General features: G+C 56.4%; 19 protein-coding genes. 3 read left to right on the top strand and 16 right to left on the bottom strand.

The genetic code is table 11. The annotated features are described in order from the left end of the window. Positions 1–39 precede the first annotated feature (39 nt). From GCE01_RS06395 to GCE01_RS06375, 5 genes are all read right to left on the bottom strand, one after another. Positions 40–2,256, bottom strand: coding sequence for a TonB-dependent receptor (locus GCE01_RS06395; protein ID WP_099212000.1), 2,217 nt, complete (start codon positions 2,254–2,256; stop codon positions 40–42). Positions 2,257–2,610: 354 nt separating this feature from the next. Next, complete coding sequence (locus tag GCE01_RS06390; protein ID WP_046900735.1) at positions 2,611–2,952, bottom strand: hypothetical protein; 342 nt, start codon at positions 2,950–2,952, stop codon at positions 2,611–2,613. A gap of 12 nt (positions 2,953–2,964) precedes the next feature. Next, positions 2,965–4,419, bottom strand: a complete 1,455-nt coding sequence (locus tag GCE01_RS06385; protein WP_099211755.1) for an efflux transporter outer membrane subunit — start codon at positions 4,417–4,419, stop codon at positions 2,965–2,967. Then, positions 4,416–7,592, bottom strand: a complete 3,177-nt coding sequence (locus GCE01_RS06380; RefSeq protein WP_099211752.1) for an efflux RND transporter permease subunit — start codon at positions 7,590–7,592, stop codon at positions 4,416–4,418. Before GCE01_RS06380 ends, GCE01_RS06385 begins: the two co-directional genes overlap by 4 nt. Positions 7,593–7,598: 6 nt before the next feature. Continuing rightward, on the bottom strand, positions 7,599–8,807 hold the full coding sequence (locus GCE01_RS06375) for an efflux RND transporter periplasmic adaptor subunit (RefSeq protein WP_099211750.1): 1,209 nt from the start codon (positions 8,805–8,807) through the stop codon (positions 7,599–7,601). 115 nt (positions 8,808–8,922) lie between these two features. On the opposite strand from GCE01_RS06375, the gene GCE01_RS06370 reads away from it, so the two are divergent. Next, entirely contained in the window at positions 8,923–9,579 is a 657-nt protein-coding gene (locus GCE01_RS06370) for a TetR/AcrR family transcriptional regulator (RefSeq protein ID WP_232309175.1), read from the top strand. A gap of 5 nt (positions 9,580–9,584) precedes the next feature. On the opposite strand, the gene GCE01_RS06365 is transcribed toward GCE01_RS06370, so the two are convergent. From GCE01_RS06365 to GCE01_RS06345, 5 genes are read right to left on the bottom strand one after another with little or no spacing between them, the layout of a single operon-like run. Further along, a complete protein-coding gene (locus tag GCE01_RS06365) occupies positions 9,585–12,020 on the bottom strand; it encodes a hypothetical protein (RefSeq protein WP_099211748.1) in 2,436 nt (811 codons plus the stop codon). Continuing rightward, positions 12,020–12,739 (bottom strand): MotE family protein, encoded by a 720-nt coding sequence (locus GCE01_RS06360; protein ID WP_099211746.1) that lies wholly within the window; start codon positions 12,737–12,739, stop codon positions 12,020–12,022. The genes GCE01_RS06365 and GCE01_RS06360 overlap by 1 nt, the downstream gene beginning before the upstream one ends. Before the next feature lie 5 nt (positions 12,740–12,744). Next, the gene (locus GCE01_RS06355; RefSeq protein WP_099211744.1) at positions 12,745–13,248 is read right to left on the bottom strand and encodes a DUF6468 domain-containing protein; all 504 of its coding nucleotides are present in this window, start codon (positions 13,246–13,248) and stop codon (positions 12,745–12,747) included. A gap of 18 nt (positions 13,249–13,266) precedes the next feature. Next, complete coding sequence (gene fliM, locus GCE01_RS06350) at positions 13,267–14,373, bottom strand: flagellar motor switch protein FliM (RefSeq protein ID WP_099211742.1); 1,107 nt, start codon at positions 14,371–14,373, stop codon at positions 13,267–13,269. Beyond that, positions 14,373–14,846 carry a flagellar basal body-associated FliL family protein gene (locus GCE01_RS06345; protein WP_099211740.1) on the bottom strand — a complete coding sequence of 158 codons (474 nt, stop codon included), beginning with the start codon at positions 14,844–14,846 and terminating at the stop codon, positions 14,373–14,375. The genes fliM and GCE01_RS06345 overlap by 1 nt, the downstream gene beginning before the upstream one ends. A gap of 63 nt (positions 14,847–14,909) precedes the next feature. On the opposite strand from GCE01_RS06345, the gene GCE01_RS06340 reads away from it, so the two are divergent. After that, a complete protein-coding gene (locus tag GCE01_RS06340; protein ID WP_099211738.1) occupies positions 14,910–16,151 on the top strand; it encodes a lytic transglycosylase domain-containing protein in 1,242 nt (413 codons plus the stop codon). Between the two features lie 169 nt (positions 16,152–16,320). Then, a complete protein-coding gene (locus tag GCE01_RS06335; RefSeq protein WP_086633430.1) occupies positions 16,321–17,736 on the top strand; it encodes an amino acid permease in 1,416 nt (471 codons plus the stop codon). A gap of 60 nt (positions 17,737–17,796) precedes the next feature. Here the strand turns inward: GCE01_RS06335 and GCE01_RS06330 are convergent, their stop codons facing one another. From GCE01_RS06330 to pstC, 6 genes are read right to left on the bottom strand one after another with little or no spacing between them, the layout of a single operon-like run. Beyond that, on the bottom strand, positions 17,797–19,056 hold the full coding sequence (locus tag GCE01_RS06330) for a sensor histidine kinase (protein WP_099211736.1): 1,260 nt from the start codon (positions 19,054–19,056) through the stop codon (positions 17,797–17,799). A 3-nt stretch (positions 19,057–19,059) separates the two neighbouring features. Beyond that, positions 19,060–19,782 carry a response regulator gene (locus GCE01_RS06325; protein ID WP_046900725.1) on the bottom strand — a complete coding sequence of 241 codons (723 nt, stop codon included), beginning with the start codon at positions 19,780–19,782 and terminating at the stop codon, positions 19,060–19,062. Beyond that, on the bottom strand, positions 19,779–20,498 hold the full coding sequence (gene phoU / locus GCE01_RS06320; RefSeq protein ID WP_086633432.1) for a phosphate signaling complex protein PhoU: 720 nt from the start codon (positions 20,496–20,498) through the stop codon (positions 19,779–19,781). The genes GCE01_RS06325 and phoU overlap by 4 nt, the downstream gene beginning before the upstream one ends. Before the next feature lie 6 nt (positions 20,499–20,504). Then, a complete protein-coding gene (gene pstB / locus GCE01_RS06315) occupies positions 20,505–21,275 on the bottom strand; it encodes a phosphate ABC transporter ATP-binding protein PstB (protein WP_283092261.1) in 771 nt (256 codons plus the stop codon). A 17-nt stretch (positions 21,276–21,292) separates the two neighbouring features. Continuing rightward, the gene (pstA, locus tag GCE01_RS06310; RefSeq protein ID WP_086633433.1) at positions 21,293–22,165 is read right to left on the bottom strand and encodes a phosphate ABC transporter permease PstA; all 873 of its coding nucleotides are present in this window, start codon (positions 22,163–22,165) and stop codon (positions 21,293–21,295) included. Further along, positions 22,162–23,130 (bottom strand): phosphate ABC transporter permease subunit PstC, encoded by a 969-nt coding sequence (pstC, locus tag GCE01_RS06305; RefSeq protein WP_046900721.1) that lies wholly within the window; start codon positions 23,128–23,130, stop codon positions 22,162–22,164. Before pstC ends, pstA begins: the two co-directional genes overlap by 4 nt. Positions 23,131–23,156: the final 26 nt, after the last annotated feature.

The following is a 23,156-nucleotide window of genomic DNA, read 5'->3' as shown; positions in this document are numbered from 1 at the left end:
TCATGCCAAGCGCTAGCTTAAAATCAAAAACCTGGCCGCTCAATACGCAACGCTGACTTCACCCAGGAACATACGCCCTGCAGAGGGGGTCGCACGGTTCGAGAAAAGGCTCTGGTAATGGAGTTTGTTGGCAAGGTTGTAGCCATTCATGGAGATTTTCCAGTGCCGGTTAAAGCGATGGGAAATCATGGCGCTGAAGTCCAGATTTGCCGGAGCACGCAGAGTATTGGCGGTATCGAGCCAGACATGCTCACGCCAGGTCAGCCCACCACCGACTGTCAGGTTATAGGGCTTGTCCGGGAAGGCGCTATACGCTGACCAGAGGGTTGCCTGATTGTGTGGCACATACTGAACATTCTTGCCGCGGTTCGCCTTGGTCGCAGAAGACGTCGTGCTGCTATCATAAAGGGCATAGGTCGCTGACACGTTCCAGCCCGGCAGAATGACACCGCCGACAGACAGTTCCAGACCCTGATTACGCTGCCGGTCAGAAGAGCCCTGAATTTCACCCGTCACCGGATCAGCGTTCAATGCATTCCCTTTGTCCAGACGGAACAAAGAGGCCGTCAGACCCAACCGGTCATGCAGAATGCTGTACTTGGCGCCAAGCTCATAAAGCTGAGCTTTCTCAGGACTGGCAAAAGAATTGGTCCCCGGACGGATGGGAACAGACCCATTGGTGACGTACATTCCCATCGGGGTCGTGGAATTGGCCCAGGTAAAATAATAAGTCTGATGGTCGTCCGGCGTGACAACGAGGCTGGCATTCGGATTGAACACGCCCGTCACATCATGAAAATGCTGATCGGGGTTCTTCGCGACATTGCCTCCCGTCAGGTTGTAGCTCGTTTGCCAACGATCCCAGCGGAAGCCCCCTTTCACAGAAAGCCACTTGGTGAACCAGATCTGATCGAACAGGAACAGGCCCGTATCGAACCCGTAGCCATTACTATGCGACTTCGCCCCCAGTGACCCCAGAGACACCAGACCGGCCGGGTTCATATCACCCGGTACCAGATCAAGATTGCCGACATTCCCCTTCGGATTAACCAGGTTTGCATACGGTTTTGGCTTCAGATACGTCGACTGTGAGCGAACATCATTGACGCGTTCGACATCAAACCCGGCAACAACCTGATGCCGGAGAAAGCTTGTATGAAAGTCTGCAACCATTGAGCCGACATTCTGCACAGACCAGCTCGTTTGCTCATACGGCAGCGGCGCCATGTAGGTTCCGCCTCCTGTACCCGCCCCCGCACCCACTGGTCCGGACCGTGCAACAAGCGCCTTTGACGCATCCCCGTTGAAGTAGTTGTTCACACACGTCGTATCGCAGGTCGCTTTTGAGGCCGCAAAAGACCGGTAATACTCACCACCCCGCAAATCATCATAGAACGTGACATGCCTGTTCAGTTTGAAGCTGAACCGCGCTGTTTCCATGTTGGAATTTGTGGCGTTCTGGTCGTTATCCGTGCCGTACCAGTTCGTCCGGCGGATACCGTATTCTGTAATAGGCTGCCCGTACTTTGCCCCTGGTTTCGTGACAACCGGAACACCGAAATCAGGCACGGAGTTTTCCTGCTGGTGCATGTATTGCAGAACAAGCGTTGTTCTCTTGCCAATCCCGAATGCAAGAGACGGAGCAACACCCCAGCGATGAGAGAAGATATAATCTCGTCCCACAACATTATGCTCATCGCCCATTCCCGTAATGCGGAAGGCCGTAGAGTCATTGATTTTCTGGTTCACATCCAATGTGCCGCGATAATAACTGCCTGAACCGCCTGAAAAATCAGCGGAGTAGTGATTTTTCAAACCAGGAGTTTTGGTCACCATATTGATGGCACCGCCCGTCGTGCCATTCCCAAACACTTCGGAAGACGGCCCCTTGATGACGGACACAGTTTCGAAATTGAATGAGTCGCGGGAATAGACACCGAAGTCCCGCAGTCCATCTTCATAGATATCATTCTGGGCCTGAAAACCACGGATCAGGAACTGATCCCCGTTCATGCCGCCAGCGCCCTCCCCGATGGACGTTGTCACACCGGGCACATTCCTCAGAGCTTCATCGAGAGATTTGACATTCTGCTGCTGCATCAGGGCCTGCGGCACGACATTGATGTTCTGCGGCGTGTGCATCACGTCCTGTGGCATCCGGGAAAGCCCAAGAGACTGATGCATGGTGTTAAAGCCATGTCCCTGAACTGTCAGATGTTCGACATCCGACCCTTCAACACCCGCACTGTCTTCCAGATGCCGCGTTGATGACTCCGGTTTGCGATCTGATTTTTTCTCATGCTTCACAGGTGCAGCAGCATAGCCTTGCGAAGACATCAGGAGCGTACCGGCAACTGAAAGAGACGTGATGTGTGTGCGCAGCGAACCAGTCACCGGAACCTCTTCATTCAGATAAACAACTTTACATTTCGAAATCCCTATATTGGTAATGAGAAACATTCTCAACTGGTTTTTGATGAAGTGTTTCTCATTTCCGACAAACCTCGTCACGAACGAAGCGGAATAAGCCCGTATTTCCTTATGAACAAAAAAAGCCCCGCACCTGAAAACAGGGCGGGGCTTTCTAAAAACAGTCGTCAAAGAAACAGGTCAGTTCGGCGTTTCATCGTCCGGCGCGAGCGGCTGAACATGCGTCACTTTGCCATAGCGATCATAGTAGATCACGGCATCGCCACGACGTTCGGCATAACCATCCGGCTGGCCGTCACGGGTGCGGAAAAGCAGCCGAAACGCATCCGGCTGTTCAACCACCTTGTCCCCTGGTGGGCGATACTTGAAGCGACTGAAGTCAGCATGGCTCCGGGGCAGCGAAGAGCTATGATACAGCTCGTGCATGCTCGGCTTCTTGGGCCCGTCACCATCGGCATCCTGCGCGACAGCCGTGCCCGTCAGGGCTAGAACGGCCAAAGTAGTAGTCAGGATCCTGCGCATGATGCTCTCCGGTCAGTGCGTTGCGGCAGGCACTGTAGGCGAAACCGTCTTCTGGCTCCACCCACCGCCAAGCGCACGGTAAAGCGTGACAAGATTCTGGAATCGGGCAGCCTGAACCAGAATGGCATTCTGCTGAGCCTGATAAAGCGTTCTCTGCTGCTCAAGCGTCGTCAGATAGCTGTCGATCCCTGCATCATATCGCATCTTTGCCAGATCATAGGCCTTCTGTGACTGGTCAACGAGCGACTGCATATGCTGCTGCTGCGCCGTGTAGGTCTCACGTGCCGTAAGCGCGTCGGACACTTCCCGGAAAGCTGTCTGCACAGTTTTCTCATACTGCGCGGCATACTGAAGCTTCTGCCCCTTCGCCATCAGCAGATTTCCCTCACTCTGCCCCCAGGTGAAAATTGGCAGACTGATGGACGGCGAGACCGACCATGTCTCGGCACCCGGCGTAAACAGCTTGCGGAACTGAAGAGAGCTTGTCCCTTCAGACGCCGTCAGCGTGACCTTCGGGAAAAACTCTGCGCGCGCCGCACCAATACTTGCATTGGCACCAATCAGAGTGTGCTCCGCCGCGACAATATCAGGGCGTTGGGCCAGAAGATCCGACGGCAACCCTTCCGGCAGATCACTGATCATCGTCTGAGCACCAAATGGTGCTGGCGGCGGCAGATCGGCCGGCAACGGCACACCCACCAGAACCTGAAGACCATGCTCGTCATCCGCTACGGCACGCAAATACTGCGCCTCATACGCCGAAGCCTGTTCGACCTGCGTCTTGACCTGCGCAAGCGTCAGGGCATCTGTCTCGCCATTGTCGTAGGAAAGCTGCGTCAGACGCAGCGTATCCCGCTGGGACTTCAGGGTGTCGCGTGTAACGCGAAGCTGTTCACGATCCGCAAGCCACTGAATGTAGGTCGTGCCAATCTGCGAGACCGTCGTAATCAGAACGTTTCGGGCGCCCTCAACACTGTTCAGAACCGTCTCGGCCTGCTGCTTCGTCAGGTTGCGAATACGACCCCAGAGATCCACCTCGTAAGACGAGAAGCCGATGGACGTCTGATAAAGCCGCAGGGTCGAAACGCTGGTCCCAAGCCCTGGCGCAAAAGAGAAGCCTGCCGTGCTTGACGGCGCCATGAACATGCCCTGCCCGCCGGCCGTGATGATCGGGAACAGGGATGCGTTCTGAATTTCATATTGCCCACGAGCCACCGTGATAGCCGCTGCCTGAGCGGCTAAATCCCGGTTATTCCTGAGCCCCAATTGGACCAGAGCTTTCAGACGAGGGTCCGTGAAGAAATCTTCCCATCCCAGATTATAGGATTTGGCCACCGAAGAGACGTTCTTAGCGCCTGTATCCTGCGGGTAAGCATTCTGCACAGCCTGCGTCGGCTGATGATATCTGGGAGCCATGTTGCAGCCGGAAAGCATCAGCAGCGCGGCAAATCCAAGACGGGCCTTCATGCGCCGTGCTCCCCTTCAATGGCAGGTGTCGCCTTATTATCCAGATGGGCATAGGCGTCCTTCCGGTCCCGGATCCGGACCACACGGAACAGACGCAGCACCACCACGAAGAAGACCGGCACGAAGTAAATCGCAAGCAAGGTTGCAGACAGCATGCCGCCAACCACGCAGGTGCCGATGGCCACACGTGCGGCAGAGCCTGCCCCCGTTGCGATCGCAAGCGGGAACACACCGCAGACGAACGCAATGGACGTCATGAGAATTGGCCTCAGACGTTCACGCCCGGCTTCAATCACGGACTCTTCCAGAGACTGCCCTTCTTCAAAGAAAGCCTTAGCAAATTCCACAATCAGGATCGCGTTCTTCACAGACAGACCAACTGTCGTCAGCAGACCAACCTGGAAGTAAACGTCGTTGGAAAGGCCACGGCCCAGCGTTGCAGCAATCGCTCCGAGCACACCAAGTGGTAGCACCAGCAGCACAGCAAACGGAATGGCCCAGCTTTCATAAAGCGCGGCAAGACAGAACATGATCACGATAGCGGCCAGAGCATAAAGCGGCCCCGTTGAACCACTGGATGCAAGCTGTTCGTAGGACAGACCCGTCCACTCATACCCAATGCCACGTGGCAGCTTGGCGAGGATTTTTTCCATCTCGCTCATAGCCTGACCGGAACTGGACCCAACGGCGGGCTGCCCCTGAATCTCGTAGGAATTCATGCCGTTGTAGTCTTCGACCTTCTGCGGGCCGCTTTCCCACGTACCGGAAGCAAAGGCATTGAACGGAACCATCGTGCCCGTCGTATTGCGGACGTACCAGCGGTTCAGATCTTCCGGCGTCATACGCGCCCAGGGTTCACCCTGAATATAGACCTGCTTCACACGGTCATCACGCATGAACTGGTTGACGTAAATGGAGCCAAGAGCACCTTCCAGCGTCGTGTTGATGTCAGCGTTGGTCAGACCAAGTGCATTCGCACGTTCACGGTTGATGTCCAGCTTGAACTGCGGCGCATCTTCCATGCCGAGCGGACGAACAGCCTGAAGAAGCGGATTTTTAGCTGCTTCCATCAGCACCTGATTCCGCGCAGCCAGCAGTGCTGCGTGGCCCAGATGGCCTGTGTCCTCAAGCTCCAGATCGAAACCGGTAGCGTTACCCAGTTCCATCACGGCTGGGGGGTTGACTGCGAAGATCTGCGCGTCCGGATCCATCCAGAAGTGCATCATGATTTCACGAGACACAGTCATCGTCGTATGGGCAGCACCAGGGCGCTGATCCCACGGCTTCATTCGAATAAAGAATGCACCCGCAGACTGACCCTGCCCGGCAAAACTGAAGCCGTTCATCGTGAAGACTGACTGAACGTAGTCCCCATAATTTTTCAGGACGTAATCCGTGATCTTCTTGTTGACGGCAGCGGTCTGCTCCTGCGTTGCGTTATTCCGCATCGTGACCTGACCGAAGATGATTCCCTGATCTTCGTCAGGCAGGAACCCGCCAGGCACGCGATTGAACAGGAACACCACACCGGCGGTCAGCAGCAGGAAGACGACCATACTGACAACAGGCGCGCGGATCAGCCACTTCACACCGCTCAGATAACCATTGGTCAGGCGGTCAAAATTGCGATTGAACCAAGCGGCTGGACCACGCTCATGGCCCTTATGGGTAGGCTTCAGCATGGACCCACAGAGCGCCGGCGTCATGACCATAGCCACCAGAACAGACAACCACATGGCGGCAACAATGGTGATGGAGAACTGGCGATAAATCACACCGGTAGAACCACCGAAGGCGGCCATCGGCAGGAACACAGCCGTCAGAACCAGCACGATGCCAATCAGGGCACCGGAAATCTCATCCATGGACTGGCGAGCAGCTTCCTTGGGAGACAGGCCCTGATCCGTCATCACACGCTCGACGTTTTCAACAACGACGATCGCATCGTCCACGAGCAGACCGACAGCCAGAACCATAGCCAGCATGGTCAGCGTGTTGATGCTGTATCCCATCACGGACAGCAGCCCGAACGTGCCCAGAAGAACAACCGGGACAGCAATCGTCGGGATCAGCGTGGCACGGAAGTTCTGAAGGAAGATCAGCATCACGAAGAACACGAGAATGATGGCGATAACCAGCGTCTCGATAACTTCCTTGATAGAGAGCGTAATGAACGGCTCCGTATCAAGCGGGTAAACCAGCTTCAGACCATGCGGGAAATAGCGCTGCAGATCTGTCATTCGGCTACGGACTGCAGCTTCCGTCTGAAGCTGATTGGCGCCCGGCGCCAGCTTCAGAGCCATCGCAGATGCAGGATGACCGTTATAGACGGAACCGAGAGCGTAACTCTGTGCTCCAAGCTCGACACGGGCCACATCGCTCAGGCGAACCTGGCTGCCATCCTGCTGAACCTTGAGCAGAATCTTGTTAAATTCTTCAGGCGAACTCAGACGCGTCGGACCAATAACCGTTGCGTCAAATCCGATGCCTTTTTTAGCGGGCAAACCGCCCAACTCACCGGACGAAACCTGAATATTCTGTGCCTGAATGGCGGACTGCACATCGCCGACCGTCAGGCCGTAATTATACAGCCGGGACGGATCAAGCCAGATACGCATCGCATATTCTGAGCCAAACAGTGTGTGATCGCCCACACCTGATACACGCGACAGCGGATCAGAGATATTGGACGCCACATAATCGGCAATGTCCTGACCGGACATGCTTCCGTCTTCGGAAATAAAGGCCAGAACCATCATGAAGTTCTTGGTCGCCTTCGTGACACCCAAACCCTGAGCTGTCACTTCAGACGGCAGACGCGGCTGCGCCAGCTGGAGCTTGTTCTGAACCTGAACCTGAGCAATGTCAGGATTGGTCCCCTGCTCGAAGGTCAGATCGATTTCCATCTGTCCGCTCGCGTAGGACGAGGCAGACAGATATTCGAGATGATCCAGACCATACATCTGCTGCAAAATCGGACGGACAACCGTGTTATTCACGGTTTCCGCCGAAGCACCCGGATACATGACAGAAATGGCGATCTGCGGCGGTGCGATGCTGGGATACTGGGCAATCGGCATGCGGGTGATGGCAACGCCACCAACCAGCATGATGATCAGCCCGATCACCCATGCAAAGATCGGCCGATCAATGAAAAAGCGTGAGAGCGTCATGTGCTGTTACTCAGCCTTTCCCGCGGGAACTTCCTGAGGTGCGACCTTCGCACCCGGCTGAACCTTCTGCAGACCGTTCACGATGATCTTGTCACCAGCCTTGACGCCGCCCGTCACCAGCCAGTCCTTTCCAATCGTCCGGGTCGTCTGGATCGGGCGCTGCTGCACCTTGTTTTCGGCATCAACGGTCATCACGAAAGGATTGCCCTTCGAGTCACGCTGCACGGCCACTTGCGGCACCAGAATGCCGTTCGGGTCGATACCTTCGCGGATATGGGCATGCACAAACATTCCCGGCAGAAGCAGATGATCCGGGTTCGGGAAAACAGCTCGCATGACAAGCGTTCCCGTTGCAGGATCGACCGTGACTTCCGAGAGCTGGAGCTTGCCGCGCTGGGGATAATCTGAATCATCTTCCAGCTTCAGACCCACGGCAGCGGCATCATCGCCTTTACGCTCAACCTGCCCCGTTGCCAGTTCATGCTTGAGACGCAGCATGTCAGAGGCCGCCAGATTGACGTCCACATAAATCGGATCAAGCCGTGTCACCACTGCGATCGGCTGTGTCTGCCCTGCCGTGAGCAGCGCACCCGGCGTATAAAGCGTACGGCCGATACGGCCATCAATCGGGGCGCGGACATGAGTATAATTCAGGTTGACTTCGGCGGCTTCTAGATTGGCTTTCGCCTGAGCAACCTGCGCTTCAGCTTCGCGGGCCGTTGCAAGCGTGTTGTCATAGTCCTGTGAACTGACAGCATGCGCCTTGACCAGCGGCGCATAACGGCGAAGCTGACCAGCCGCGCGCGTGGCAACGGCCTGAGCATTCATGAGCTGCGCCTTGGCCTGGTCATAAGCGGCCTGATACGGCGCAATATAAACCTGGAACAGCTGCTGCCCTTTTTTGACGTCCGCACCCTGCTCAAAGTCACGCGAGACAATCACACCATTCACCTGCGGACGGATCTGCGCCTGTTCATAGGCATCCGTTCGGCCGGGAAGAGACGTCTCCAGCGTAACCGGCTGGGTTTGCAGCGTCATGACGCCAACAGGCTGCGGCGGCAATTGCGGAGCGGCGGCTTTTTTCTGACAGCCAGCAACCAAGAAAGGCACGGCTGCCAGCAAAGGGATCATTGTTTTGGCCTGACGGCGCATCTGACCTTTCTCCAAGACGACAGTCGCGGACGACATCCAAAATGTTTTCTGAAAAGAAGGCATGATACAGCCGCTATCCTGTGATACAGAAACCACGCAGTTTCCAGTTGTTCCGGAAACTAGCCGGTTTCTTTGATGAACGTCAATTCGGCCGGTACGAATAATCCCGGAGTTGATCTTGAACAGTCCCACTTCCGCCCTACCCGATACCCGCAAGCTGCGGTGCTGCGATCATAACGGTTCAGTGGATGACGTAGAGCGCAAGACGCGGATCCTGAATGCTGCAAGTTCAATGCTCACGACTCATGGGTATCATGCAGCGTCCATGGACAGCATTGCCGCATGCTCCGGAATGTCCAAAAAGACGCTCTACCAGTTTTTCGAGTCTAAAAAATCTCTTTTCGAAACCCTTATCATAGAGCGGCTTTTCGCTCCGCTTCCGTATACCCCGGTTGAAACAGACCCTCTTCCCCAACAGCTCCAGATGATGATGACGCTCCTCGCGGAGCAACTCCTAAATGAAGAGCGCCTTGGCCTTCTGAAGTCCATCATCACGGAAACCACGCGAAATCCTGCCGTACGACAAATCGTGACAGACCTGTTTCATCTTTCCGGACGGGCCCTCCCCGTTCAGCAGTGGCTGACCAAACAGGCCGAGGCCGGCCATCTCCATATCGAGAACGTTGAAGAAGCGGCAGATCTGCTTTTCAGTATGACCCTGGGTGGCCCGCTCCTGGCGCACCTCACGCATTGCAAGCCGCCCAAAGAAGGCGAAAACCTGGTCCAGTTCATCGCCTACGGCATACAGACCTTTCTCAAGGCGCATAGCACCTAAGGGCCTTATCCACCGGCAGGAAACTTGGCCGAGCTTTCACCAACCAGAAGCTTAAAAACCCCTGCAGACGCCGAACGCTCCATGAGAGAACCATAATGCCCTTTTAGGGTAGCGAGCGTGGTATCATCATGGGCCCTTGAAGCATCGCCAGCCAGCTCCAGAACCAGCGCTTCCAGATCCGGCGACAGAGCTGAAGCCTCTTTACGCCCTGTCCAGGCTGCATCGATGACAGGTTTTAGAGCAGAAACTGCGCCAACCCAGTCCTTCGCCTGCTCCATCAACTGCGCACGCATTTTCAATGCCTGTGTCTCTGTCCGGCCTATGAGGTAGCGCGCAGCCCTAGGCAAATCATGTTGCTCACGCGCGACTTCAGCACGAAGCATTGATACCTCTAACGCTTCTGGCTGACCTCCCGGCAGCACAGATACATCGGCGGGGTTTTCTGCCGGTAAATCATGGAGTGCAGCGCTCAGGTCGTTCGCATCAAGATCCAGACGAACCAGCTTCACCATAGTATCCTGATGTTCAGGTCCTTGCTGGTTCTGAAGAAGACCACGCAATACCGTCCGTTGAGCGTCCGGGAGGCCTAGCACCGCATATCGACGCTCCAGAGCCTTCAGAAAATAAGCCTGTAATGTCGGGTCATTCGGCTCCATTGTCATTGCTGCTTTCAACAGTTCGACCTCAGCAAGAGCACTCTTTGCTTCAATGTCTTTCTGTTCTGCGAACCCACGGGCAATAACGAGCAATCTGTCATGACCGGGAAAACCAGCTTTCCCATAAACAGCCTGCCCGTCTTGCACGCCCTGTTGAGCGGCGCGCCATTCTTTCCCTTTGATGAACGCATCAATACTCAGCAGTCGTGCCTCACGCTCCCTTCCGGCCATTCTAAAGGCAGGCATAAGACCATCCACACGTTCACCAATTGCTTTCGCGGGTGATGCATCTTTTTCAAGATCGAAGCGAAGAGCAGCTTCGCTGGCAACCGGCCAAACCATAGGAGAAGGATCATGAGCGAGCGTCTCAAGCTCCCCTCTTGCATCCAGCGCATCAGTCTCAGCGGCCGTTAAAGCACGTGCAAGAACGGTTTCCGGTACCGAGGGAAGGGATAAGAGAACGCCCCGATCTTTTGCTGTGCCATACCGCGCAACCCACTCTGCAGCCACCGGCAACAGACGATGCCGCAAAGGCTGAGAATATCCCGATACAGAAGGTAGTCCCGCAGCAATCAACTTGGCCGTGCGGGTGCGCTGTACATCGACATCAAGTCCTTCTCCCGTAATGGGGAGCTGCGCGCGTACCATTCCTCGCCAAAACTGATCCTCCGGCGTTACCCCTTCTTCTTCTGACAACAGAGACGGATCAGCACGACCATTCAGCACAGCCGAAATTTGCCTCAGCCTTCGTACATCTTTGCGGGTGCTCCCTTCAGGCTGATCTTCCAGTGCTACCTGCAGAACCTGTGAAACCAACGCACCATTAGCTAGCCTTGCCGCTGCCTGTGCCAGCCGGATCCGCGCATCAAAACGCTGGCCCGCTGATGCCATGGCCGCCGCAATTTGAGCGCGACGCACACTCTCCCGCAAATCTTCCGGGGGACTACCAGCCAACGCTACTCCGGCATCCGAAGCCCCATAAGCAGCAACTTTTCCTCCAGCAAGCAGCGGAGTATCGGTGGGGCCAACTCTATCAAGAAAGAACTGCTTTCCATTTTGCCTGAACTCGATTGCATCGGCATCTGCGGCGATGACCAGCCCCATCAGACTAGGACGCACCTCAAAGCCTGCTCCCCGCCGGATCAAATCACCTGAGACAGAACCGGACCGTGAGAGACCGAGCAGCAGCCGCCGGCCCGAATCCGGATCCCGAAACGTGACAACAAATAGAGCTCCGTCCTCCCGAGGCGGCGTGAAGGTCAGGGCACCCTCATCTTGCCCTAACAACATAACATCTGGGGATGCGGTTGATTGACTTCCGAAAGACACCGTCCATCCATGCCCGACGGGTCTGATTAATGGACTAGATCCTTCAGGACACAGGATGCTGACAGCTGTCACATCCGCCATAATACGAGCAGATACACCTTCGAATGGAGCAACATTCGTTAGCCCTGCGGTGTCGATGACATGGCGACCGGCAGCAACGATCAGGAGACGTCGACCATTTTGAAATGCGGCAACGGGCGTCATTTCCCCGAGAGGCAACCACAATCCAGTTGCGGATGGGACAACACCTTCATTCGCCTGCCTGACAGGCCGGGCACTGAGATCTGTACGCCCGACCGACGCTCCAGCCTTTTCCTGACCGGATAGAAGAGGAGATGGATCGTTCAGGAATGACCACCCTGAGGGAAGAAGCGCACTTGCGGCGGGCGGCAAAGCTACTGCGTTTTGTGAGAGCAGCAGCATGGCCAGAGCGAAGAGCCAGCCCCGCGCCAACATCACCCGTTATCCCCGATATGCATACCTGGATGCGCATGAGCATTGGCAAGAAGCTGCGTCGCCAGAATGGCTCTTTGTGGAGACATGGCTTCCATGATCGCTGAAGCCTTCCGCGGGCTCATACGGTTCAAAAGACCCACGCCAACCCGCAGATCAAGAATATTGAAAATAGCGGCCGCATCGACAGGCTTCATCGCCTCATAAATCCTGACCAGTCTTTCCGCATCCTGGTTCAGAAGCTCGTCCGAATGTCGTGCTGTCTCTTCAAACTGCGAACGGGATGTCTGGAGTGCGGTCATCCGACGTTGCAGCTCTTCTTCTGCTGCATCCACCAGTCGCTGCCGATCTTCCAACGCCACAGCCTTGCGATCCAGTTCCTGCTGCCGTGCAGCCAGCTCTGCTTTCAGTGTCGGGTCAGGAGTTATAGCGTCCACCGTGCCTGTCGGAGACAATGCGCCTTGGCAGCCCCCTGACTTGCAAAGGTCCGAGGAGGGGGCCTTCTGTTGAGCAGGCTTCCCGTCCTCTGCATCGGCGCGTTTGCTCGCAGCCTCGTCAGCAGCAGCTTTAGGGACAACTTGCGTCGCGGCCGGCTGCGCCATGGCAGACGACATCAACGATGAATCCGTTGAGGCATCGACATACCCAACTAGATCGTAAACCTTCACACCCAGCAGAATAATCATCAAACCACAGGCAATGTGCAGCAAGCGAAAGAGCATGAGCGTTACACCTGCTTCTGACGAAGGGCACGCAGCAGCTCGCGCTCGGCTGCAGTCTTACCGGATGGCGTTTTCAATGTGCTGGGTGACCCCCATCGTCCTTCATCTGTCCTGAGACGGCCAGAAAAACGAGGGCCCTCCATATCCGGCGCGTCTGCCTCCCTGAGAGGCTCCGGGTTGGCGGGACGACCGATTGAAGCTGTTTTTTCCAAGACCTGAGCAACTGCTTCTGATCGTTCACACAGCATCGTCAGTTCACGCTTGAGACTCTTTCCGCTCTCCACCGTTTTACCCAGCGACCGTCCAACCATTTCAGTTGTCTGACGCAGATGGTCGATACCAGACTGAGCCTGCTGACTACTGCTTTGCAAACTCGCAATCAGAGCATCCAGCTCTCCCCGGTTTCGACGGATGACCGATAGCGCTCGGCCAAGATAAAGGCTGTAGAAAATCGTAATCAGCAGCAGGGCTGACAGAGCAACTTCAAGTACGATCTGGAACCTGTCCATGGAAACTGCTCCGCCTTTTCAGCTGTACGCAGAAGGGCGATCACCGGCCCCTCCGCCAATAAGATTTTCTTCAATACGAACCGCGACATGACCCTGCTTTTTGCCAACCCGCCCCCGAAAGATCGTTTTCCCGCCGCAGCGCAGTTGAACGAGAGCCGTTGGATCACGGCGCAGCACCAGCATCTCGCCCGGCGAGAGGGACATGATGTCCTGAAGATTCATGCTCTGCTCTTCCAGGACAGCGTCGAGCGTGACGTCCGTATTCCAGAGCTCCTGAGCAAGATGACTTTCCCAGATGCCGTCATGGCCAAATTTTTCACCCATGAACTGTTGCAACAGGATTTCCCGAACAGGCTCCAGCGTTGCATGCGGCAAAATGAGATCCACATCTCCACCGCGCCCATCCATATCGATGCCAAATCGCGCCAAAACGACGCCATTTGCCGCCCGGGAAATAGTCGCAAAGCGGGAATTCAACTCCAGCCGTTCAAAACGAAAATTCACAGCACATAAAGGGCTGAAACTCTTGGAGAGATCCGAAAGGATCACACGGATCAGAGGCTCAACCAGCGCGCGCTCGATCGCCGTATGGTGTCGACCTTCTGCGCGCCTCTCCCCATCGCCATGAGGACGAACACGATCACGCCCTCCCAGCAATGCATCAATGACACTGTAAACAAGGGACGAGCTAAGAACGAGAATCCCGTAATTGTCCCATTCCTCCGCTTTGAAGACGGCGAACATGGACTGCCCGGAAACATTCTCCAGATAATCTCCAAACCTCTGGGAAGCCAGGCGATCCATGGAGACTTCAACGTTATCGCTAGTGAAGTTCCGTAGGCTGGTCGTGAGAATCCGGACGAGGCGGTCAAAAACCACTTCAAGCATAGGGAGCCGCTCGTAAGAGACGAACGACGTGCTCAGCAGCTTTTCCAGACCACTCCCTTCGCCGCCACCGCTCACGTGGGCGTCGCTACCGAAGAGACTATCAATCTCGTCCTGATTCAGAATCCGGTCCGCACCGTCATCCTCTGAAAAACCAAGATCATCCATTGAAAGGGCAAAACGTGGCATCGGCGCATCGTTTGCATCACCTTCCGACGTCGCCTTCTGTGCGTCTGGCATCACTGCACCAGCACTTCCACGAAAAAGAGATCATGCACGGACAAGGGAGCAAGAATATTGGAAATCTGCGCCAGCATGGTTTCCCGCAGACGATAAATTCCCGCTCCGGTTAGCTCGTCCGGGCGCATCCCATGCAGGCAGGTCTGGAAGGCATCCTGTATCTGAGGCATGAGCGGCCCGATTTTTGCCGTATCTTTGCTGTCTTCAACCTGAAGGCGCGCACTGATCCGAACATAACGCGCCCTGCCATCTCCGGTATCGAGGTTGGACACCAGCGTCGGGATGGTAATGAGTGTCAGGGATATCGGCTGGGACGCCGCTTTTACGAGACGGGACGCAGGATGTTGGAAATGCCGCCAGGCGAATACGCCGCCTCCAGCCAGCATGGCACAGAGCGCTGCTGCGATCAGGATAATCCTGCGTTTTCCGCCAGCTTTCGCCGGGATCTCAAGTTCCGGAGTCTCCGTCGTCACTGCCTGTCTGCCTTCTCTTTCGGACAGACCGCATCATCTGAGCAAAAGATTAACATTGGGTTTATGACGCGTCGGAAAAGGCCCCTTGTCCTGTATGCTGGAAGCTTTTGCCTGACGGGAATCCTTCTCGCCGGATGCGCCTCCCAACCCTCGCCCTACAATCGATATTATGCAGCAAACGGCGCTTACAAAGCCCCCGGCACAGCCAGTGATCCCTGGGGGCCATACATTCAGCAGGCTGCCAGTCGCTTCTCGATTCCCGAAGCCTGGATCAGAGCGGTCATTCATCAGGAATCGGGGGGACACCAGTATCTGAATGGCCAACCCATCACGTCCAGCGCCGGAGCCATGGGCCTGATGCAGCTCATGCCACAGACCTATGCTGAGATGCAGGGCCGGTTCGGGCTAGGTTCTGATCCGTATGAACCGCATGACAACATCATGGCGGGAACCGGATATATCAAAATACTGTCTCGCAAATATGGAGCTCCCGCATTTCTGGTGGCTTACAATGCTGGACCGCAACGCCTTGAGGATTACCTCTACCAAGGACGCGCACTCCCCAACGAAACTGTCAATTACATCGCAAGTATCACGCCGCATCTCGGCACACAGATCGCCATGACAGGTCCACTGGCAGCCTATGCGTCGTCACAGCAACTGAACGCATCTCCCATGGAGGTCGCAGAAGCGCCTGATACCAGCACCCAACTGGCCATGGCGCAGCCTTCAGGGCAGTACGGTTCAACACAACAGAGCGTCCAGAAAGCCTGGTCCAGACGGCACATTACTTCCGTACCGTCAGATACGATGCCGCCGGACCTTCCCCCTCTCGGCCCCTGTGACCCAGATGCGGCCTATGACCCGAGCATGGCCTGCACCCCGGTATCGGCCCCCAACCATCAACTTGAAGCCCCGGCCGCCACGGTCGAACAATCGACCGTGGCTAGCACGCTTTTGCCGCCCGCGCCGGTTATTCCCACACCACCTCGAACATCCCATTCCTCTGCAAGCCTAACACCCACGGCCGTGAGCTATCGCGCCCCTGGATCTTACGGAGACTGGGGTATCCAGGTCGGAGCCTTCGCGAATCCCGGGCAAGCCCGGTTTGCAGCGAATATGGCCCGCCAGTCTGCGTTCTCTCCGCTTCAGGCTTCACAAATTCAGGTCCAGCCTACTCTGTCGCACGGGACACGCTTCTATAGAGCCCGTCTTGCTGGCATCAGTCGGGCTGGCGCGGCCAGTGCCTGTAGCAGCCTGACGGCCCAGGGAATGGCCTGCATGGCGGTCCCCCCCGGACATTAAATGTCTCAAAAGTCTTAATTTCCGTAAGGAAACTCAATGCTCGTTGGCAATGGGCAGACTTTGCCGTATGTTCCCATGCAGATTGGACATACCTGCCACGCACGAAGTGTAGGTGACCCACGTCTAGACATTGATTCACCACGCCGACCCCGGCCCTCAGGATGCGCAGATGACGACCAGCCCTGCTCACGATCACACTCCACCATCGGAAGATGTCATCAGCGAGGAAGGGTATCACAAGGATCTTGGTCGTCGACACGTTCAGATGATCGCCATCGGTGGCGCCATCGGAACCGGACTGTTCCTTGGTGCTGGCTCCCGCCTTCAGGTTGCCGGTCCTTCCCTTGCGCTGATCTATGCCGTTTGTGGCGTTTTCTCTTTCTTGATTCTCCGTGCGCTCGGAGAACTGGTCATGTACCGCCCGACCAGCGGTAGCTTCGTGACCTATGCCCGCGAATTCCTTGGCGAAAAAGCCGCTTATGCCGCGGGCTGGCTCTCATTCCTCAACTGGGCCATGACGGGTATCGTCGATATCACCGCCGTCGCCCTTTACATGCACTACTGGGCCGTTTTCGTGGACGTCCCCCAGTGGGTTTTTGCTCTTGGCGCTCTCAGCATCGTTGGCACGATGAACATGATCGGCGTCCGCTATTTCGGTGAGATGGAGTTCTGGTTTTCGCTCATCAAAGTTGTGGCCCTTGCCGCATTCCTCATCGCCGGAACGCTTATTCTCGGCAGCCGGATGCCGGTGGCCGGGCACACCACAGGCCTTCATTTGATCACAGAGAACGGTGGCCTGTTCCCGCATGGAATCATGCCAGTCTTTCTGCTGCTGCAAGGTGTCGTATTTGCCTACTCGGCCATTGAACTGATTGGCACTGCCGCTGGCGAATGCCACGATGCACGTGAAATTCTGCCTCGCGCTGTGAACAGCGTCATCTGGCGTATCGGTCTCTTCTATGTTGGCTCGGTTGTCCTGCTCGTCTGCCTGCTACCATGGACAGCTTACCATGCTGGCGTCAGCCCGTTCGTGACGTTCTTTCAGGCACTTGGAATTCCGGGTGTTGGCACGATCATGAATATCGTTGTCCTGACTGCGGCTCTGTCCAGCCTCAACTCAGGCTTATACTCCACAGGCCGCGTCCTGCGTGCTCTGTCCCTTGGGGGATCTGGCCCTCAGATGCTCTCCAAGATGAACAAGAGCTCCGTGCCTTACATGGGCATTCTGACAACGCTTTCTGTTTATCTGGTGGGCGTTGGCCTGAACTATCTGATCCCGTCCCGTGTGTTTGAAGTGGTTCTGAACTTCTCGGCCATCGGAATCATCAGCACGTGGGGTTTCATCCTGCTGTGCCAGCTTCGCCTGCGATCAGCCATTAATCGCGGCGAAATCGCTCCAACAACATTTGCCATGCCTGGTGCCCCCTATACCAACTGGGCAACACTGGGGTTTCTGGCATTCGTTCTTCTGATGATGGCTTTCGATTATCCGGATGGAACAATCACCATTGGCGCCATCCCGCTCATCGGCCTTATCCTCGTAGGTGGATGGCTCCTTCTGGCGCGCACCCGAAAAGCCCACTGAGTTACGACGACAAAAAAAGTGCTCCTTAGCGGGGCGCTTTTTTATGGGCTCAGGTTGAAATCAGGAATTCTCGGCTGGCAATGCGCCAACAGGCGGAAGCCACACCAGACACGTCGTACCGCGCCCCGGGGCACTCGCAACCCTGAGTCGTCCTCCGTGTCGGTCAAGAATATGCCGAACGATAGACAAGCCGAGGCCCGTTCCCTGCTTGGCAGGCTCAACCTTGTCCACCACCCGATAAAATCGTTCTGTCAGCCGCGGGAGATGATGCGCTTCCATGCCGCGACCATTATCTTCCACTCCAAGCAGGACGCCCCCTTCTTCAGGCCAGCGGTCATCCCGTTCAGGGGCCCGTCGGGCGAACAGCGTCACAGCAAACGGCCGCCCCTCTTCACGGCCATAGCGCAAGGCGTTTTCGATCAGGTTCAGAAGCACCTGAACCATCTCATCCTCATCGGCCCGGATTGTCAGGTCATCCTCAATGGCAAGATTCAGAGAACATCCCGGCTCATCAAACCGGGGCGCCACTTCGCCAAGCACAATGGCCATCAGATCCGCGACTTCCACCAGATCACGGGGACGCTGATGTTCGTGAGCCTGCACGCGCGACAGATACAGCAGCCGATCAATCAGGCGTTTCAGCCGAGCAGACTGCTGGGCCATGATATCGAGAAACTGTTGCCGCGTCCCTTCATTCATGCTGCTTCCACCGGTGCGCAGGGCATCAATGAAGCCACTCAGAGAGGCCAGAGGCGTGCGAAGCTCATGACTGGCATGGGCTACGAAATCGATCCGCATCCTGTCCAGGACCTGTGCTTCACTCCGATCCGATAGCATGACAAGCACGCGTGTATGCCGGTCATGCTGGGCAGGAATTCGTCTGAGTGACAGGTGAAGCGTACGCGGGACAGGAACGTCCAGCGTAAACGTTGTCGAACACATTGAAGGCAGGTCATCTGCGCTGTCAGAAGCAACGCGCAATGCGGCCGAGAGAGCTGAACGCGCGGCGGGGTGACGGAGAATGGCGCCCACACTATCGCCAAACTGTGTGAGTGCTTCTTCGTTCGCCTGAAGAACTGCCCCCAGACGGTCCAGCAGAAGAACACTGCCAGGGAAAATCTCGATAGGGAGCGCAGTCTCTGACGTTGGTACTGCGGGTGGCAGGGCTGAATGTTCCGTCACTACCGGCAGCGGTAAAGCCGGTCGCCGGAATGCCAGAAATGCACATCCCCACCCGGCAACCGCGGCTCCCACAAGAACAAGACCTGCCCAGAAAGGCAGACCTTCATGAGAGACGGCTGCCAGGCTTTCAGCCCTCACCCGTCAAAGTCCATCCGTGACAGGACCATCATCCAGAGCATAACCCGCAGCCCTGACAGTGCGCACCAGATCCGGCTCGTTCGGGCCATTGATTGCCTTGCGAAGCCGGCGGATATGCACGTCGATCGTGCGAATTTCCACATGGATATTCTGTCCCCAGATCCGCCGCAGAAGATCTTCCCGGGAGAAAACCTTGCGGGGATTCCGGATCAGCAGATCCAGAAGACGATATTCCGTTGGCCCAAGTGACAGCAGACGGCCTGCCCGTTCAATCCGGTGGGTTTCAGGATCTAGCGTAATATCTGCGAAAGACAGCACGTCGTAAGAAGACTGGTGTCGCCGCAGCAGAGCACGCAGGCGGGCATCCAGAGTATCAACGCTACAGGGTTTGATCAGGTAGTCATCCGCGCCTGTATCCAGCCCGCGGATCGCATCCTGTTCGCCTGACCGCGCTGTCAGCAGCAGAACCGGAAGATCGCGCAGGATCGGGTTGCTGCGAATACGCCTGCACAGGTCAAGCCCCGACATTCCCGGGAGCATCCAGTCCAGAACAGCAGCGTCTGGACGCGCCGTTTCGAGGAACTGAAGTGCGGTCTCAGCGTCGGCCGCAGATTCGACACGATAACCCCGTTGCTCGAGGTTATATCGCATCATCAGGAGCAAAGCGGGATCGTCCTCGACAACGAGGATAAGGCCTTTTGCCCTGATTTGGGTGCTTCCGCTCACCGGTCTGGCTGTTCTGAAGTATCGGCAGTCGCTGGAGCACCGCGCGGACGAACGGCTGGCAGGTTGTCTCCGGTCACCGCGTAGAACACGCGCTCAGCGATATTGGTGGCGTGATCACCGATCCGTTCAAGGTTCTTTGCAATGAACAGAAGCTCCGTGCAGGCACGGATGTTTCGTGGATCTTCCATCATGTACGTTACGAGTTCACGGAACAACGCGGTGTAGTACTCATCGACCGCGCGGTCGGCGTGCCAGACTTCCATGGCCCGGTTGGAATCCTGCTGCGTGATCGCATCAATAGACCGGCGCAGATTGTCCTGCACCAGACGCCCCATGCTCCGCAGACCTGAGAGCGAAATCTGCCCGTCAGCGCCGCGAATGCGGAGGGACCGACGCGCGATGGACGAGGCATAATCGCCGATACGCTCCAGATCGCCGGTGATTTTCAGCGCCGCAACGATCTCACGCAGATCGCTGGCCATCGGGCTTCGCAGGGCCAGGAGGCGAATGGCGAGACTTTCAACTTCCCGCTCCAGCTCATCTACGTCCGGATCCTGACGGGCTGCGGCATCGGCAGCTTCCTCATTCCGGTCTGCGATGGCCGAAAGCGCCAACGCGACCTGATTTTCTACGATGCCACCCATCTGGGACATCATGGACCGGAGCTGACCCAGCTCCTGCTCGTAGCTTTTGACGATATGAGATCTGTCAGCCATGGCGGATTATCCAAATCTTCCGGTGATGTAGTCCTGGGTCTGCTGCTGCTTTGGATTGGTAAAGATGCGGTCTGCCGCGTCCACTTCAATCAGCCGTCCCATGTAGAAAAACGCAACCTGATCAGCACACCGTGCTGCCTGCTGCATGTTGTGCGTCACGATCGCAATCGTGAACTCTTCCTTGAGCTCGTCCAGCAGTTCTTCAATACGTGCGGTAGAGATAGGATCCAACGCGGACGTCGGCTCGTCCAACAGCAGAACTTCAGGGCGGGTCGCAATGGAACGTGCGATACAAAGTCTCTGCTGCTGGCCGCCCGAGAGACCCGCAGCCGGCGCATTCAGGCGATCCCGCACTTCGTTCCACAGGGCAACACGTGTCAGCACGTCTTGCACACGCACATCCATGTCAGCCTTGTTCAGGCGCTCATGGAGGCGCACACCGAATGCGATGTTGTCATAGATCGACATCGGGAACGGTGTCGGCTTCTGGAACACCATTCCGATCCGCGCGCGCAGGATGTTCAGGTCCAGCCCGGTTTCAAGAATGTTGCGGCCGTCGAAAATCACCTCTCCCGTTGCACGCTGTCCCGGATAGAGATCGTACATACGGTTGAAGATCCGCAGAAGCGTGGACTTGCCACAGCCGCTGGGGCCGATCATCGCCGTCACTTTCCGGGCGGGAAAGTCGATGCTGATATCGTGCAGGGCATGGTTCTGCCCGTAGTAGAAGTTCAGATTGCGAACGGCGAGGGCCACTTGCGGCTTGGTCTCGTTCATTTTGAAATCCTGTAAAGTCATCCGCGCCGGGCCGAAAAACGAACGGCAATATTGATGGCCAGAACACCCAGTGTCACCAGAAGAGCACCAGCCCAAGCAAGCTGTACCCAGTCGTCGTAAGATGCACCTGCATACTGGTAGATTGTCACCGGTAGGCTGGCCATTGGGTGGTTCAGGCTGAAGGACCAGTTCTGATTACCGAGTGATGTAAACAGCAGGGGAGCCGTCTCGCCACTCACACGGGCCAGAGCCAGAAGAATACCTGTCAAAACGCCGGTTTTAGCCGAACGCAGACAGAGAAAAAGGGTAACGCGCCAGCGCGTTGCACCCAGCGCCGCTCCGGCTTCGCGCATCGAGACCGGTACGAGACGCAGCATATCTTCCGTTGTGCGCACAATGATGGGCACAGCAAGAATGGCGAGGGCCACGGAGCCCGCAAAAGCAGAGAAGTGACCAAACGGCGCCACCAAAACCTGATAGACGAACAGCCCCACAAGAATGGACGGGACAGACATCAGCACATCAGAAACAAAACGCACGCACGAGGCAAAACGGTTCTGCTTGGAGCCATACTCGGACAGATAGATGCCGCAACCCAGCCCTAGGGGGGTGGCCATAGCAAGCGCCATCGCCGTCTGAATCACGCTACCAAGAATAGCGTTTGCCAACCCACCTCCAGAACCTGGTGGGCCCATGGGCTTGAAAAGAGCACCCGCGGACAGGCCAACGATACCGCGTGCCAGAAGCGTCCAGAGAATGGACGTCAGAACCAGCACAAGAATGCCCGCCGCAATCATGCCCAGAATAGTCGCGACACGATCTTTCCGGCGGCGACGCGCGCCACAAGGATTGGGAGCCCAACCGGGAGAAAGCGTGGTCATATTGCTCATTTGCTATCCCCTCTCAGCATCCGGGCCAGAGACAGACTGGCGAACGACAGCAACATCAGAATGAAACCCAGTGCCAGCAGAGAAGACAAACGAAGCGACCCGGCCGGGCTTTCCGGAAACTGCAGTGCAATGAGAGAGGCCACGGTGCTTCGAGGGGCGAACAAAGACCAGCCGACGGCTGTCACGTTTCCGATCACGAATGTCACGGCCATGGTTTCACCTAGAGCGCGCCCCATACCCAGAACAATAGCGCCGATCATGCCCGACCGGGACCAGGGCACGACGACCTTCCACATCACGTCCCAGCGCGTTGCTCCCAACCCGTAGGCGCTTTCACGAAGCATACCGGGCATGGCGCTGAAAACATCCCGCATGACCGCCGTCATGAAAGGCGCGATCATCATGGCCAGAACAAGACCCGCGGTCATCAGGCCGGTTCCGAAAGGCGCACCATGGATCAGCATGTTGATGCCGGGAACATGCCGGAAATGGTGCATCATAAAGGGCTGCACATGCCGCGCCATGAAAGGCACGATCGTAAAGAAGCCCCACATACCAAAGATGATGGACGGCACTGCAGCTAGAAGCTGAACAGCCGTTCCGACAATCGCCGAAATTTTTGGAGGAGCGATGGCCGTCAGCCAGAAGGCCGTTCCGAATGCCAGTGGCGTTGCAATCAGCACACCAATCAAAGTGCTGATGATTGTACCAAACAGAGGAGCCCAAGCACCATATTCGTTGGAAACTGGATTCCAGACATCCCGAAACGCGAACCCAAGACCGAATGTCTTGAAAGCGTCCTGCCCACCAACACCCATCAACACAACAAGGCCACCGAGGACAATCAGGACCAGCAGAGAGCATCCACCGACCACCGCCTGAAATGCGGTATCTGCGTTACTCCGCTTTTCCGTATGTTCGGAAACGGAAACCTTTTCGGGTTGCCTGGCTGGGGCAAGTGTCATGCGTCAAAGGCTCTGGCTGTGATAAC

This window comes from Gluconobacter cerinus (assembly GCF_002723935.1).
Classification (GTDB): Bacteria; Pseudomonadota; Alphaproteobacteria; order Acetobacterales; family Acetobacteraceae; genus Gluconobacter; species Gluconobacter cerinus.
This window is presented reverse-complemented; position numbering and strand designations above follow the sequence as displayed.

Excerpts from the sequence above, each read along its gene's own strand:
- GCE01_RS06390 (WP_046900735.1), bottom strand. The coding sequence starts at position 2,952 with ATGCGCAGGATCCTGACTACTACTTTGGCCGTTCTAGCCCTGACGGGC.
- GCE01_RS06385 (WP_099211755.1), bottom strand. The coding sequence starts at position 4,419 with ATGAAGGCCCGTCTTGGATTTGCCGCGCTGCTGATGCTTTCCGGCTGC.
- GCE01_RS06380 (WP_099211752.1), bottom strand. The coding sequence starts at position 7,592 with ATGACGCTCTCACGCTTTTTCATTGATCGGCCGATCTTTGCATGGGTG.
- GCE01_RS06375 (WP_099211750.1), bottom strand. The coding sequence starts at position 8,807 with ATGCCTTCTTTTCAGAAAACATTTTGGATGTCGTCCGCGACTGTCGTC.
- GCE01_RS06365 (WP_099211748.1), bottom strand. The coding sequence starts at position 12,020 with ATGTTGGCGCGGGGCTGGCTCTTCGCTCTGGCCATGCTGCTGCTCTCA.
- GCE01_RS06360 (WP_099211746.1), bottom strand. The coding sequence starts at position 12,739 with ATGCTCTTTCGCTTGCTGCACATTGCCTGTGGTTTGATGATTATTCTG.
- GCE01_RS06355 (WP_099211744.1), bottom strand. The coding sequence starts at position 13,248 with ATGGACAGGTTCCAGATCGTACTTGAAGTTGCTCTGTCAGCCCTGCTG.
- fliM (WP_099211742.1), bottom strand. The coding sequence starts at position 14,373 with ATGCCAGACGCACAGAAGGCGACGTCGGAAGGTGATGCAAACGATGCG.
- GCE01_RS06340 (WP_099211738.1), top strand. The coding sequence starts at position 14,910 with ATGACGCGTCGGAAAAGGCCCCTTGTCCTGTATGCTGGAAGCTTTTGC.
- GCE01_RS06335 (WP_086633430.1), top strand. The coding sequence starts at position 16,321 with ATGACGACCAGCCCTGCTCACGATCACACTCCACCATCGGAAGATGTC.
- phoU (WP_086633432.1), bottom strand. The coding sequence starts at position 20,498 with ATGGCTGACAGATCTCATATCGTCAAAAGCTACGAGCAGGAGCTGGGT.
- pstB (WP_283092261.1), bottom strand. The coding sequence starts at position 21,275 with ATGAACGAGACCAAGCCGCAAGTGGCCCTCGCCGTTCGCAATCTGAAC.
- pstA (WP_086633433.1), bottom strand. The coding sequence starts at position 22,165 with ATGAGCAATATGACCACGCTTTCTCCCGGTTGGGCTCCCAATCCTTGT.
- pstC (WP_046900721.1), bottom strand. The coding sequence starts at position 23,130 with ATGACACTTGCCCCAGCCAGGCAACCCGAAAAGGTTTCCGTTTCCGAA.